The 13,576-nt window shown below is 74.5% G+C and carries 12 protein-coding genes and 2 tRNA genes; 3 read left to right on the top strand and 11 right to left on the bottom strand.

Going from position 1 to position 13,576, the window contains the following annotated elements:
- Nucleotides 1–26: 26 nt before the first annotated feature.
- The 6 genes from ACSMTC_RS13145 to ACSMTC_RS13120 all read right to left on the bottom strand — a co-directional run bounded on the left by ACSMTC_RS13145 (nt 27) and on the right by ACSMTC_RS13120 (nt 5,885).
- Nucleotides 27–100 (bottom strand) — tRNA-Lys (locus tag ACSMTC_RS13145).
- 68 nt (nt 101–168) lie between these two features.
- The gene (locus ACSMTC_RS13140; RefSeq protein ID WP_436559865.1) at nt 169–780 is read right to left on the bottom strand and encodes a bifunctional DNA primase/polymerase; all 612 of its coding nucleotides are present in this window, start codon (nt 778–780) and stop codon (nt 169–171) included.
- A 236-nt stretch (nt 781–1,016) separates the two neighbouring features.
- Nucleotides 1,017–1,436: a hypothetical protein gene (locus ACSMTC_RS13135; protein WP_436559864.1), complete on the bottom strand. Its 420-nt coding sequence runs from the start codon at nt 1,434–1,436 to the stop codon at nt 1,017–1,019.
- Between the two features lie 186 nt (nt 1,437–1,622).
- Nucleotides 1,623–3,011 (bottom strand): AAA domain-containing protein, encoded by a 1,389-nt coding sequence (locus tag ACSMTC_RS13130; RefSeq protein WP_436564671.1) that lies wholly within the window; start codon nt 3,009–3,011, stop codon nt 1,623–1,625.
- An 8-nt stretch (nt 3,012–3,019) separates the two neighbouring features.
- Nucleotides 3,020–4,618 carry a hypothetical protein gene (locus ACSMTC_RS13125; protein WP_436559863.1) on the bottom strand — a complete coding sequence of 533 codons (1,599 nt, stop codon included), beginning with the start codon at nt 4,616–4,618 and terminating at the stop codon, nt 3,020–3,022.
- Between the two features lie 61 nt (nt 4,619–4,679).
- Complete coding sequence (locus ACSMTC_RS13120) at nt 4,680–5,885, bottom strand: hypothetical protein (protein WP_436559862.1); 1,206 nt, start codon at nt 5,883–5,885, stop codon at nt 4,680–4,682.
- Between the two features lie 396 nt (nt 5,886–6,281).
- Between ACSMTC_RS13120 and ACSMTC_RS13115 the strand changes: the two genes are divergently transcribed.
- Entirely contained in the window at nt 6,282–6,926 is a 645-nt protein-coding gene (locus ACSMTC_RS13115; protein ID WP_436559861.1) for a histidine phosphatase family protein, read from the top strand.
- Between the two features lie 71 nt (nt 6,927–6,997).
- Here the strand turns inward: ACSMTC_RS13115 and ACSMTC_RS13110 are convergent, their stop codons facing one another.
- Entirely contained in the window at nt 6,998–8,554 is a 1,557-nt protein-coding gene (locus ACSMTC_RS13110) for an NsdA family TPR-like regulatory protein (RefSeq protein ID WP_436559860.1), read from the bottom strand.
- Nucleotides 8,555–9,027: 473 nt separating this feature from the next.
- On the opposite strand from ACSMTC_RS13110, the gene ACSMTC_RS13105 reads away from it, so the two are divergent.
- Both ACSMTC_RS13105 and ACSMTC_RS13100 read left to right on the top strand, forming a co-directional pair.
- Nucleotides 9,028–9,540, top strand: a complete 513-nt coding sequence (locus ACSMTC_RS13105; protein WP_436559859.1) for a hypothetical protein — start codon at nt 9,028–9,030, stop codon at nt 9,538–9,540.
- A 51-nt stretch (nt 9,541–9,591) separates the two neighbouring features.
- Nucleotides 9,592–10,518 (top strand): spermidine synthase, encoded by a 927-nt coding sequence (locus ACSMTC_RS13100; RefSeq protein WP_436559858.1) that lies wholly within the window; start codon nt 9,592–9,594, stop codon nt 10,516–10,518.
- 55 nt (nt 10,519–10,573) lie between these two features.
- On the opposite strand, the gene ACSMTC_RS13095 is transcribed toward ACSMTC_RS13100, so the two are convergent.
- The 4 genes from ACSMTC_RS13095 to orn all read right to left on the bottom strand — a co-directional run bounded on the left by ACSMTC_RS13095 (nt 10,574) and on the right by orn (nt 13,430).
- Complete coding sequence (locus tag ACSMTC_RS13095) at nt 10,574–11,374, bottom strand: hypothetical protein (RefSeq protein ID WP_436559857.1); 801 nt, start codon at nt 11,372–11,374, stop codon at nt 10,574–10,576.
- 509 nt (nt 11,375–11,883) lie between these two features.
- Nucleotides 11,884–12,330: a DUF4442 domain-containing protein gene (locus tag ACSMTC_RS13090; RefSeq protein ID WP_436559856.1), complete on the bottom strand. Its 447-nt coding sequence runs from the start codon at nt 12,328–12,330 to the stop codon at nt 11,884–11,886.
- A 299-nt stretch (nt 12,331–12,629) separates the two neighbouring features.
- Nucleotides 12,630–12,705 (bottom strand) — tRNA-His (locus tag ACSMTC_RS13085).
- Nucleotides 12,706–12,827: 122 nt separating this feature from the next.
- The gene (orn, locus tag ACSMTC_RS13080; protein ID WP_436559855.1) at nt 12,828–13,430 is read right to left on the bottom strand and encodes an oligoribonuclease; all 603 of its coding nucleotides are present in this window, start codon (nt 13,428–13,430) and stop codon (nt 12,828–12,830) included.
- Between the last annotated feature and the right edge of the window lie 146 nt (nt 13,431–13,576).

The following is a 13,576-nucleotide window of genomic DNA, read 5'->3' as shown; positions in this document are numbered from 1 at the left end:
GCTGCGAGGGGCCTTTCGGCTGTCTGTGCGCCGCCAGGGACTCGAACCCCGGACCCGCTGATTAAGAGTCAGCTGCTCTAACCAACTGAGCTAGCGGCGCCTGCTGACAGAGAAAACTCTAGCAGTGGCCTCGGGTGGAACCAAAATCGAATGCCCGCAGGACCGGACTCAGGCGAAGGGCACGGGCTCGGGTTCGCCGTCCAGGTCCGCGGCGGCCGGGGCGCGCCGCTCGCGGGAGGGTGCCCCGGTGCCGGCCGTCTGAGCGGTGGGCGTCCTGGAGGCGCGGACGCAGGCCCAGAGCACCGTGGCGGCGCCGGGCAGCCACGGCTCACGGGTGTCCGGCGCCACGATCCAGCGGCCCGCGCCCTGGCCGGGGGAGTCGGGCGCGTCCACCACCCGCTGGATCGGCGGGACGGTCACCGCGTCGCCCGCCCCGTGGCAGAGCAGGGGCGGCACCTCGCGGGCCCACTCCTCCCAGGCCAGCAGCCTCCGCAGCCGGGGGGCCGCGCCGGGCTGGACGAAGACCAGGGTCCGTCCCCGGAACAGCGCCACCGGCCCGCACCCCGGGCCGGACTCCCACAGCTCGTCCAGGACCCGGCGGCCGAACAGCGCGGGCATGCTGATCACGTCGAAGACCCGCCCGCACGGCAGCACCGACGGCGCCCACGGCCTGGACTCCCACAGCGCCCGCATGCTGCGCGGGTACTCGCTCGCCGAGGCCAGCCACGCCTCGCCGGCGACGGTGACGTACTCCACGGATTGATAGGTCCAGATGTCCACGTACAGCAGCCTGGCCCCCGGCCGCCCCGCGTGGAAGAAAAGCCCCAATCGCCGGACAACGCCCGTTGTGCAGGCGTACCCTTCCCGCCTGCATATGCCACTGGCTACCCCGCAGGCAGGCGGGGCAGGCTTCCGTGGGGCGGAACGCGACTTCCGGGGAAGAAGGTGCGCGGCTCGACGAGCACGGGGAACGGGGAGCACGGAGGAGCGGGGAGCGCTCGCGGGTGCGGCGGGGCTCAGTGCTCGCCCGCGGCCTGCTGCTTCAGCAGTGTCCGTCCGTACTCGACCATCCGCGCCGCGTAGTCGGGCGTCCAGTCGGCCCGGTCGGCGATCTCGGCGGGCGAGAGCGCGTCGAACCGCCGCGTGTCGGCGAGCTGAGCCGCCGCGATCGCCTGGAAGTCGGTGGCGCGTTCGGCCGCGGCTCTGAAGGCCAGGGTCAACTCGGTGGAACGGCGCAGCAGTTCGGACGGATCCTCGATGGCATCCAGGTCGAAGAAGCGTTCCGGTTCGGGCTCGCTCGCCTGCGGCTCGAAGAGCAGCTGGGCCGGGCGCAGCCGGCGGACGGGGGTGCCCGGACCCGGTGCGGCCGGTCCGGCGGGGCCGCTCGGGACGTGCTGGCCGCTCTGGCCGGAGACCGGCGAGTGGCGATCGGGCATGGGGGGACACCTCCGGGGTGGTGGGTGGGTTCGCTGCCTCGGGGCACGGGCGGCCGGGTAGGGCCGCCGCTGTCGGCCGCCGTCCATTGTCACTCGGCGGCAGCCCGTAGCGGAACGGTGTGAGGGCAGAGCGCTATTCCCGGTCCGCGCGCCGGGTGGAGAACGGCCCTCGGCTGCGGATTCCGGTCAGAGCCGCACCCGGTGCTCCTCCAGGTGCTGCAGCATCCGGTAGTTGGCCTCCCAGCCGTCCGGGAACTTGACGGTGACGCCGAGCTGGACCGGCTCGGTCGCGGGGTGTTCGTCCAGGACCTCGGCGATGCCCGCGCGGGCGACCACGATGCAGGCGTGCCGGTGCCGGGAGGCGAGCACGCACAGCCGGCCGGTCTCCAGGTGGAAGGCCGTCGCGTCGGGGCGGCCGGAGAGCGGGTGAAGCACCACGGTGACGTCGTACTCCCGGCCCTGCAGCCGGTTGGCGGTGTCCACCGTCACGGCCGGACCGGCGGCCGGGTCGACCGGTACGCCCAGGCCGGCCAGCGCCGTCCGGACGGCCGCGGCCTGGTCCCGGTGCGCGGTGCCCACCGCGATCCGGGCCGGGGTCAGCGGGGCCGTGCCCTGCTCGGAGTGGGCGGTGAGACCGCGCTCCAGCAGCCGCCGGACCGTCGCCGCCACCGCGGCGACGGCCTGCGGGTCCGTCCGCACGGTGTGCCGGGCGGGCAGCTCCAGCAGCGCCCAGCCGCTCTCGGAGGCCTCGTCGATCGCCGCGTCGAGGGCCGAACCGTCCGCCGCCACGGCCGCGGTCAGCCGTCGCTCGCCGGGCCCGGTACCGGAGCGGAACGGCGCGTACGGGTAGAAGGAGGAGGAGATCAGCGGTGCCGCCGAGGCGGGCAGCCGCCAGGAGACCGGAAGGCGGTGCGGCCGGATCTCCGGGTTGTGCGCCAGCAGGGTGACCACCGCGCTGCTGGACGGGTCGTACGAGAGTCCCGACCACTGGTCGGTGCCGACCACCGTGAACGGGTCCAGCTGGCCGGGGTCACCGACGAACAGCGCCCGCTCGAACAGCCGGGCCACCGCGAGCAGCGCGTCGGAGCGCATCTGGTACGCCTCGTCCACGATCGCGTGCCGCCACGGTGCCTCCGTCCTCACCCACTGCCACTTGGCGGCGGTGGAGATCACCACGTCGTGCTCCAGCAGCGCGCTCACCTTGTCGGACGGGGTGACGTTCTCGTGCCGCAGCGCCTCGGGCGCCGGGCGGGAGTCACTCGCGTGCAGCCGACCGATGCGCAGCTCGGGGCCCTTCTCGGCCAGCCGGTCCACCAGGTCGTCCACCTGGCTGTTGGTCTGGGCCACGATCATCAGCCGCTCGCCCGCGCAGACCAGCTCCTTCGCCGCCCTCACCACCAGCGTCGACTTGCCGGCGCCGGGTGGTGAGTCCACCACCACGCCGCGGGGCGCGCCGGGGCCGGGGTGGACGGTGGCCGCCAGGATCCCGGCCACGGCGGCGTCCGCCGCGGCGCCGGGGGAGACGGTCTGCGGTTTGCCGAAGGAGTCGGCTGCGGACTCCGGGTCGAAGGTCATGGTGTCTGTCATTCCCACTCTTCGGCGGCGGTGAGCGAATGGTCGGCGGCGCCCGGCGGTCCTCCGTGTGTCCAGGGGGTGTCCTCGGGCTCGGGCAGCGGCGCGGACTGGCGCGGCGTCAGCTCGAACAGGGTGAGGACGATCCGGTCGCCGGGCTCCGGCAGGCTGCCCGGCTCGGGCTCCTTCTTCCGGCCCATCCCGGACAGCATCCGGACCGTGACGGTGCCGCCGGCCGGGTCGGACCCGACGACCACGGCCTTCTGCGCGGTCGGGCCCGAGGCCCGGTACACCTCGCGGCCCGGATCGGCGTGCGGGCGGTCGGAGGTGCGGACGGTGACCAGCGGCCGGGGCTTGGGCGAGCGGCCGGAGGTGTCGTAGTCCATGGCCACCTCGGTCACCGTGCCCGCGAAGGCCTCGCCCGCCAGCCGGTGCTCGGCCATCGCCAGCGGGTCGTCCAGCGCCTCCTGGACCGCCAGCCTGGCCTGCTCGCGCTCGCGCTGGGCGAGCTTGCGGGCGGCGGTCACGGCGTCGTCCTGCCTGGGCTGCGGCGGCTCCCCGGCGGCGAGCCGGTCCCGGTGGCCGGTGTAGGACCAGCGGTCGGACTCCCAGCGCTCGGCGAGGTGGGCGGCCGGCGGGAGCGCGTACAGCAGGTCGAGGCCGCGCCAGACGTCATGCCAGGTGGGCAGCAGCTCCTGCTCGAGGACCGAGTGCAGCTGCGCCGAGGCCTCCTTGACGTGCAGTCGGGCCTGCTCGACCTGCGCGGTGTGGGCCTGGGCCTCCCGGAGCGCGGCCAGTGCGGCCACGGCGGAGTCGTGGCGGCCGATGGCGGGGGCGAGCAGCAGCTCGTCGAAGCGCGGATCGGTGACCGGGCCGGCGGGCGGGTGGGTGAGCCGGCCGTGGGCGTCCCGCTCGGTCTCCGTCAGCACGGCCGTCTCGGCGCCGCTCAGGCCCGGACGCGGGAAGTGCCAGGCCAGCTGGGCGGCCAGGTGCTGGTCCTCCAGGTGGCTCTGGCCGGTCGCCCAGTGGCGGGCCAGCAGCGCCGTCATCGACAGCAGCAGGCTGGCGCCCGGCACCTGGGCCCGCTCGGTGAGATGCGTCAGCCAGCGGCCCAGCAGCGGGACCCGGGTCGGTGCGGGGTAGGGGCCCGGGTCGGCGTCCTCGGCGGTGCGGCGGAACCGGGTGGACCGGCCGAGCAGCGCCAGATGCCGGACGGCCGCGCCGTTGGGGACGATCAACTGGGGTGCGTCGGTGCAGAGTTCCCTGAAGACCTGGGTCTTCTCGCCGGTCTCCGGGTCCTTCTCCGAGCCCTCGATCCGCTCGGCCTCGGCCCCGTAGGACTCCAGATAGGGGAGCAGGTCGGCGGCGATGTGGGCGAGGAAGTCGAAGCGCTGGGTGCGGTTCAGCGGCTGCGGCACGATGTGCAGCCGCGGTGCGGTCCGGTCGGTGCCCAGCAGCATGGCGAGCGGCGCGCCCGACTCACCGGCGGCGGAGAACGGCACCAGCACCATGGGGCGCTCCGAGAGGTGCCGGTGCCGGACCGTCGCGAGCGGCTCGGCCTGGCCGCTGCGGACGGCCTCCAGCCGGGCCAGGGTGCTCAACAGGCTCATCGGGTGGACCCCCTGACCACTCCGCTCGGGTACGGGGCCGGGACCGCGGCGGCGTGCGAGGTCATCCGGCGCTCCTGCCCAGGGCCTCGGCGCGCAGCGCGGCGGCGTGCGCGAGCCGGGCGGCGGCCTCGGCCTGGCCGGAGCCGTCCGCACCGTCACAGCCGGCGGCACCCCGGCCCTCGGCGGCGGCCAGCGCCTCGGTGACCGTACGCAGGCTGCCGAGCTCGCCCCGGACACTGCGGCCGAGCTGCTCGACCGAGTCGGCGCAGCGGGCCTGCGCCCGGCAGTGGAAGCCGAGTTCGCAGCCGGAGAGGCAGTCCGGGCTGTACGAGGCGTCCAACGCCCCGACCACGGTGGCCAGTTCCTCGACGGGCCGGGTCGGGCTGCCCGCCTCGTCCGGCGCCAGGTCGAAGGTGGTGCCGGACGGCAGCGCGGCCAGCAGCTCCTCGATCCGGGTGAGCCGACCGAGCTGACGGCGGGTGGTGGCCAGCTCACGCCGGACGTCCACGGCGACGGCCGTCGGACGGTTGCCGAAGTCCTTCGGGCAGACCAGCAGCACGCTCGACTCCGGGCTGCCGGGCAGCCTCTGCTCCGCGTACGGCGAGCCGGGCACCTCCTGCCCGGCCGCCGCGGCCGCGGCCTCCTGGAGCGCCAGCACGTACACCGCCGCCTGCCGGGCCGCCGCCCCGACCTTCGCCGGGTCGGCGGAGCCGTCCAGGACCGGGAACGACTTGATCTCCACCACGGTGCAGCGGCCGTCGTGCACCACCACGGCGTCCGGCTCCAGGTACACCGGGCTGCCGGCCACGGTCAGCCGCAGCATCGGATGGTCGAGCAAGGTCCAGGCCCCTGGCGTGGCGGCGGCCTCGGCCAGCACCTCCCCGGTCCGCTCGGCCCGGACCGCAGGGGCGGAACGGACCAGCAGATCGGGCACCGCGAGCTCGGCCTTCTCCGGCGGCAGCCCGAGGTGGCGGCGCAGCGGCTCCAGCAGTGCGGCGTAGCCGTCGCTCTTGAGGCGGGACTCGAAGACGTGGCCGCGCGCGATCGCGAACGGTGACTGTCCGAAGGGCGCCGGCCGGCCGAGGCGTCCGGCGACGGCCGCCTTGTCCACCCCGGCGGCGTCCAGTACGGCGCGGCGGCGGCAGCCGGGGTTGGCGGCGAGGGCGGCGAGGGCGCGGGCGTCGAGGCTGCGCTGCGGCGCCCGGCCGCGCAGCTCGGAGAGGCGCTGGGCCAGCGGCTCTGCCTGCCCGATGGTCGAGACGTTCATGGTGCGGCCCAGTTTCGCATCCGGGGCCGACAATTCGGCGCGGACGGTGCCCTCCGGACCGCACCGACCGCGCCGGCCGTACGAGTCCGTGGGCCCGTACGGATGTGCGGGGTGGCGGCCGCCCGGGGTGCGTGGTCTCCGGGCGGGCCCGCCGGAAGTCCTTCCGGGTGCCCGCCGTGCGGCGCCGCGCGCGGTGAGCGGATGGCACGGAACCGGTCGGCGCGACGGCGCGGTACGGGTCGGTCGTGGCCGAACCGTGGGCGCGGGCCGGGTCGGCCATGGGCCGGTGCCGGGCGCGGGCACGGTGGTGGGGGATCATGGTCCTCGGCGACTCGACGGCGAGCCCGGCCGCACCCCACCCTGGCTACCCGCCACCCCAGCTGCGAGGAGTTCCCCATGCCCGCTCGAATCGTGCTCATCCGGCACGGCGAGACCGAGTGGTCGGCCACCGGTCGGCACACCGGCCGTACCGACATCCCGCTCACCGAGGAGGGCCGCGCGATGGCACGCGCGCTCGGGGCGCGGCTGGCCAAGGCACCGTGGAACGGCCTGCCGGACGCCGTCGTCTACACCAGCCCGCTCTCCAGGGCCCGGGAGACCTGCGAGCTGGCCGGGTTCGGCGACCGCGCGGTGGACCGCCCCGAACTGATGGAATGGGACTACGGCCAGTACGAGGGCCGCACCGGGCAGGACATCAGGGCCACCGACCGCCCCGGCTGGCTGATCTGGCGGGACGGCGTACCCGGCGGCGAGAAGCTGTCCGACGTGGCCGACCGGGTCGACGCCTTCCTCGCCGGACTCAACGAGGAGCACGGCACCCCGGACCCCGACACCACCACCATGCACTGCGCGGACCGCGACGTGGTGCTCTTCGCCCACGGCCACCTGCTGCGCATCCTGACGGCCCGTTGGCTCGGCCTGCCGCCCGAGTACGCCCAGCGCTTCAAGCTGGGGACGGCGGCGCTCTCGGTCCTCTCCTGGGAGTACGGCCTGCCCGCCGTCGAGATCTGGAACGACCTCAGCCACCTCGACGGCCACTGAACCGGGGTTGTCCACCCCGGGGCGGCGCGTGACCGGTCGCGTCCCGCCCCGGGGGCGCCTCGGTGCGACGGTCAGGCCGCCATCGCGTTGCGGTACACCCTCAGGAAGTCGGCGACCTCCGTCACCGACCGGTGCACCCCCAGATGCTCGGCGGTGTCGGCGAGCATGCTCCGGATCCGTGCCGAGCGGACCTCGCCGAGCAGCGCCACGGCCGCTGAACCATGGCTCGCCGCCCCCACCAGATCCCCCCGGCCGAGCCGGTCATGGGCCAGTTCGGCGGTGAACAGCACCCGGTTGCGGACGAAGTGCGGGTCCTGGAGCGCGATGGCCCGCCCGGCCTGCTCGCTCGCCCGGTCCCACTCGCCCAGCGCGGACCAGCACTGCGCCTCCAGACCGGCGATCTCCGCCTCACCGAAGAAGGACATCCACTCCGGGTCGGCCTCCGACTCACCTCGGTCGAACAGCGTGTACGCGCGGGCCAGTGCCCGCTCGCAGGCCGGCCGGTCCTTGAGCAGTGCCCAGCCCCCGGCCTCGCGCATGGCGAGCAGTGCGAGCAGCCGGTCCGAGTCCAGCCTCCGTGCCGCGGCCTGGCCGGCCTGCGCCGCCCGCAGCGCCTCGCGTGGCCGTCCGGCGTCCCTGGCGAGGAACGCGCTGTTGCAGAACACATGTGCCTCGAGCGACGCGTCGTCGGCCATCCGGGCGGTGGCGAGCGCCTCGGAGTAGAACGACCGGGCATCGGCCAGCCGGTTGGAGTCATGCGCCAGCCAGCCGACCGAGATGGCCAACTCCCCTGCCCCGGACTGCAGTCGGCGCTCGGTGGCGCTGTTGTACTCGCCGTCGTTGAGCAGGGTGTACGCGTTGCGCAGCGACTGCCCGGCCAGCTCGAAGAGGGTGTCCGCACCGTGCGCGTCGTCCAGCAGCCGGATGTCACGGACAGCCTGCTCGACACCGCGCACCTCGGCGGCACCGACCCTGCGCGGGGGCGGGACGCGGGCCGCCTGCCGGGCCAGTCCTGCCCGGGTCGGGGGGAGTTCGTCACCGGCCGGCCAGCCGGGAGCCGGCTCGACCCGGGGGAGCGGCGCCTGGACGCCGGCAGCGGGTGCGGGGACCGCGGCCTGCGCCGGCCGGTCAAGGCCGAGCGCTGCCGCCAGGGCGGTCGAGCCGCCGCTCAGGAACGTACGGCGACGCACGTCGTCGTTCTCCTCGTGGGGATGGTGCGAATCGGTGAGCAGGGCCGGGCCGTCGAACCCGGGGCCGTCGGACCTGGGTGCGGCCGGCCTGGGTGCGGCGCTCCCCGCGGTGCGGCGACGGACCGCCGTGCGCGGGGAGAAGCCGAGATCCTGCAGTGAGCGGTCCGGCCACATGTGCCGGAACACCCGCTCGTACGCGTAGTTGGGGCAGCGGATCTCACCGGACTCGACCCGCCCCACGTAACGGGCGTCGCAGGACACGTGCTCGCCGATCTCGCGGGCGGCCCGCCGGATCGCGGTGGCGAACTCGCCGGGGGAGCGGTCGCCCCGCAGCCCCCGCATCACGGCGTTGGGGACGGCGGCGCCGGGGAGGGCGAGGTGGGGGGTGACGGCGGCAGTCGGCGTGGACTGCGGTCCGCCGGATCGCTGGGCTGCCATGGTCTGTGCTCCGGGCTCGTGCTGTGGAGGTCGCGGTCGCTGCGGGCTGTCGCTGTGACGGTTCGGGAGGCCGGGTGGGGCGGGGTCGTGCCGGGTCGTGCCGGGTGGGGCGGGTCGTACGGGGTGCACCGCGGCCGGTGCGGTCGTGAACGGCGCCGGCGGCTGTTGACGGGGATGCGGTTGGCGTCCCCGGTGGCCGCTGTGATGGCATGAGGTCGGTGGTGGACGGGCGCTCACGACAGTACCCGGAGTTATCCGGCGAATACGGTGAGTTGCTGGATGATGTACCCTCAATTCCCCACATTTTGGACGTCATTGCCGAGATCTGCCATGAAATGCCATGGCTTGCTGTAGGCGGCCCCGTGGCTTTGGGCGCACCCTTCGCGTTGTCCTGATAGCTGGAAGCCTGACCGCACCCCCACTGCCAGAGAGCGGTCGGGCTTCCGACCTGACGAGGTGACAGGAGGGCCGTCATGGTCATCGGAGTACCGCAGTACCGACGGACGGTCGCCGGCGGATTCGCCCAGGGGCTGGAGCCCGCTCTGCTGCCGGACGGCCCGCGCGGCGCCGAGGGCGCCCGAGGAGCCAGGGGCGTCGAGGGCGAACCATCGGCCTGCGCCGGGGGCGGCGGCGCGACCGCACCGCCCCCGGCCCAGGTCGGCTACGACACGGTCACCGTCGCCGTCCGGCACGGTCTCGAGACGGTCGACATCCTCCGGCTCCGCCGCGCCTGCGGGGCGGTGCTCCAGACCGCGGGCGGCTCGGCGGTCGCGTTCCTCGTGCCGGCCGGCACCGCCGACCTCTGGCACCTGCCGGGCAGCAGCTGTACACCGGGCGCCGTGCTCTACCCGCCCACCGATCCACGGTGGGTGATGCCACCGTCCGGTCCGGACTCCGTGGCCCGGGCCACGGACGCGTGGGTGCTGCGCTCAGCACTCTGCGAGGCCGCCTGCACACTGACCGCAGGCGGCCTCGGGCCTTTCTGAGCCCCCCGCTGAGCTGCGGCGTCGCCCGCCGCTCCGGCGATAATGGTCGGCATGGGACGCAGTAACAGGGCCGGCAGGGCTCGCAGCGAGACCGAGCCGACCCCCGCCGCCCCGAGCGGACCGTCCGGCGCGGGCCGTACCCGCGCCCAGGGCCCGCTGGCCCGCCAGGTGGGCTCCGGACTGGCCGAGCTGGTTCCCGACCGGGACCGTCCGCAGGCCTGGACCCTGCTGGTCGACGGTGCGCCGCAGTCCCTGGTCGACCTCGCCGACCCCACCTACCTGGGCTTCGAGTACCAGCGCAGGCTCGGCCACCTGATCGACCTGGCCGCCGCCCCCGGGAAGCCCGTCACCGTCCTGCACCTCGGCGGTGGCGCCCTGACCCTGGCCCGTTACGTCGCCGCCACCCGTCCCCGCTCACGCCAGCAGGTGGCCGAGATCGACACCGCACTGACCGAACTCGTCCGGGCGGAGCTCCCGTTGGAGCGCGGCTGGCAGATAAAGGTCCGTGGCGCCGACGCCCGTGCCGTGCTCGAACGCACCCCGGAAGGGGCGGTGGACCTGGTCATAGCCGATGTCTTCGCCGGGGCCCGGGTTCCGGCACACTGCGCGACGGTGGAGTTCGCCACCCTGGCCGCGCGGGCCCTGGCGCCCGGTGGGCGGTACGCCGTGAACATCGCGGACGGTTCGGCACTGCGCTTCGCCAGGTCCCAGGTGGCCACGATGCGCGCGGTCTTCCCCGAGGTCTGTCTGGTGGCCGACCCGGCGGTGCTGCGGGGCAAGCGGTTCGGGAACCTGATCCTGGTGGCGGCCCAGCAGCCGCTCCCGCTGGACGAGTTGAGCCGGCGGGTGGCCTCGGACTCCTATCTCGGCCGGGTCGAGCACGGCCGCTCACTGGCCGACTTCACCGCCGGCGCGGTTCCGGCCACCGACGCCACGGCAGCCCCGTCGCCGGCCCCGCCACCCGGCGTCTTCCGCTGAGCCCCGGCGCGCCGGCCCACGGCCCGGCGCGAACGGTCGGGCCCGGCTCGCGCGCTCAGTGCCCGCGCGGCAGCCCCCGGTGCTTGTACATCGCTGCCCCGGTGAGCAGCATGCCGCCCGCGATCGGGACGAGTACGGCGGTGAGGTCGCCGCCCGGCTCGACCGGGGTGACCGCGGTGAGGGCGAGCGGATCGACGGTGAGCGGCTGGGCCGGATCCTGGAGCCGTACCGGCTCCGGGCCGGGCCGACCGCCGGTCGCGGCCGCGTCGAAGCCGGCTCCCGCACCGTTGCCACTCGTACCGCCGGGCGCGACCTGCGGCGGCACGGCGGCCTGGTCGGCGGCGGCCTCGGTGGCCGGCCGGGTCTCGGCGTCCGCCGTGTCGGGGGAGCCCGCCTCACCGTCGGCCGGGGCGGACCGTGAAGCACGCGGGCCGTTCCCGCGCGGCTGCGACGGGGCGGCGGGCAGCAGCACGGCGGCGATCGCGAAGGCGTCCGGCACGCCGGCCGCCTGCCCCGGGAGCGGCAGCCCGCCCGCCCTGATCCGGTCCTGGAGCACGTGCTCGACCGGTGCGGCCGGCTGCCGTAGGGCCGGTGCGGCGCTGCCGGCCAGACCGTCCAGCAGGGCGGGCGCGTCGGCGCGGCCGACCAGGTCGGTGTCGGGCTCGGCGGCCGTCGCCGCGTACGCACCGGTGATGCCTATACCCAGACCCCACACCTGGGCCAGCAGCGCGCCGCCCACGGCCAGGGCGCGGGGGCGGGGCAGCCGTCCGCCGGTCTGCGGCGGGATGCGCCCCGGACGGTCGGGCTGGACGGGAGCGGCTCCCGGCTGCGCTGGGATCGCGTGAATGGCTCGCACGTGAAGCGAGAACGAGCACTCGGGGTGTCAGGTCACGCGCACTGGTGACCTTCCGTCATCGCGGCAGCTCGTCGTCTCGGTCCGACGGCGCCTTCGAGGACCCTGCCGCCCGAAGGCGGCAGTACTCGTGAGGGCGGGTTTCGGACGATCTGACGCGACTTCGGGCGGACGGCGTACTTCTGCTTCCGATGCCTCGGAAAGATCTGGTGTCCCGGTCGGGCCCGGGGTCCCCGGTCGGCCCGTGCCCTCGGAAGGCCCGGCGCTGCGGATGCGTTCGGCGTCGCGGGCAGGTGCCGTCCTGCGCGTGGGGCCGTGTCGCGGGCAGGTGCCGTGTCCCGGATGCGCCCGGTGCGGAGGACTGCCGGTACGTCCTGACCGGTCTCGGCCCGCCGACGGGGGCATCCCGCACGAGTGCTCGTGCGGGATGCCGTTGCGCCCCCGTCGACGGCTCCCCGCCGGGAGTCCAGCAAGCTTCCGAAGCCCGGGAGTTGGCGCCCGGGAGCCGGAGCTCAGGAGTTGGGGCGCAGGGTCCAGGTGATGGTCATCACGCCGGTCACGGCGCCGTCGGCGCGGGTGATCTCGACGGTCACCGGCAGCTCGGGGCGCTCGCCCTTGTCCAGCTCGGCGACGACGTCCGCGGCCGGCCGGCCGAGCGTCGCGGTGGCGGTGACCGGACCCATCGCCAGCTTCTTGTACGAGACCTCGGCCTTCACGACCAGCGGCACGGCCCGCGACAGCTGGTCGCTGAAGGCGGCGAGGACGATGCAGCCACTCGCCGACTCGGCCAGCGTGAACATCGCACCGGCGTGCGGGCCGCCGACGTGGTTGTGGAACTCCGGCTGGTCCGGAAGGCGGAGCACGGCCCGCTCGGAGCCGGTCTCCAGGTACTCGAGCTTGAGGGTGTGGGCCATCGGCACGGTGGAGTCGAGCAGCTGGCCGATCGAAGGAGTGGTCATGGCGATGATGTTACTAGCGGGTAGCTTTTTCGGGGAGGGGGGTCGGAAATCTTTTCGGCCAGCCGGGCTTGGCGAGGTGTGCGGCGGTGGTGTGCGGCGATGGGGTGCACGCGGCCCGTGGGGTGCGCGGCGATGGGGTGCGCGACTCGGCCGAGTGTGCGGGCCGGTTGGGTCGGGTGGGCCGGGCGGGCTGATCCGGTCCACCCGGGCGACCTGTCCGACCGGGTCGGACGTGAAAGTCCGCAACGCGAAAACGCCTTGAGGGGCGGATCTCCAAGAGATCCGCCCCTCAAGGCTGTTGGGGTGAGCGACGGGACTCGAACCCGCGGCCACCTGGACCACAACCAGGTGCTCTACCAACTGAGCTACGCCCACCATCTGTCCGGGGCTTTCCCGCTTTCGCGTTCCCGCTCCGACACAGAGAACTCTACAGGATCAGAAGGGGTGCTCGCGCCAGGGTTGTCGCTCGGGTCGTGGTGGCGGCCGGCCGGCCCGGCTCAGGCGGTCGGCAGCTGGTACTTCGCGGCGATCGCGCGGGCGGCGTCGGTGTCCGGTCCGGGCTGTTCGACGAACACGGCCTCGCGGTAGTAGCGGAGTTCGGCGATGCTCTCGCGGATGTCCGCGAGGGCACGGTGGCTGCCGCCCTTCTGCGGGCTGTTGTAGTAGGCGCGCGGGTACCAGCGGCGGGCCAGCTCCTTGATCGAGGAGACGTCCACGATCCGGTAGTGCAGGTGGCCTTCGAGGGCGGGCATGTCGCGGGCCAGGAAGCCCCGGTCGGTGGCGACCGAGTTGCCGCACAGCGGGGTCTTGCCGGCTTCCGGCACGTACTCCCGGATGTAGGCGAGGACGCGCTCCTCGGCCTCGGCGAGCGTCATGCCGTGCTCCAGCTCGTCCAGCAGCCCGGAGGAGGTGTGCATGGTGCGCACGATCTCGGGCATGTTGGCCAGCGCCTCGGCGGGCGGGCGGATGATGACGTCCACGCCTTCGCCGAGGATGTTGAGCTCGGAGTCGGTCACCAGGGCGGCGACCTCGACCAGTGCGTCCCGGTCGAGGTCGAGCCCCGTCATTTCACAGTCGATCCATACCAAACGGTCATTCACGCACTCACCCTACGGCGCGATCACGCGAGCCGGACAGTTGACGGTCCGCCCCGGCAGGGCGTGCCGTACCGCCGGTTTCGGGGTTCCCCCCGGTGGTGTCGTCCGTCCGGTCGGCGTCGGGGACCTTGTTGTGCTCGGCGCCGGGA

Origin of the sequence: Kitasatospora sp. HPM-01-4 (genome assembly GCF_051374625.1) — a bacterium.
Taxonomy (GTDB): domain Bacteria; phylum Actinomycetota; class Actinomycetes; order Streptomycetales; family Streptomycetaceae; genus Kitasatospora.
This window is presented reverse-complemented; position numbering and strand designations above follow the sequence as displayed.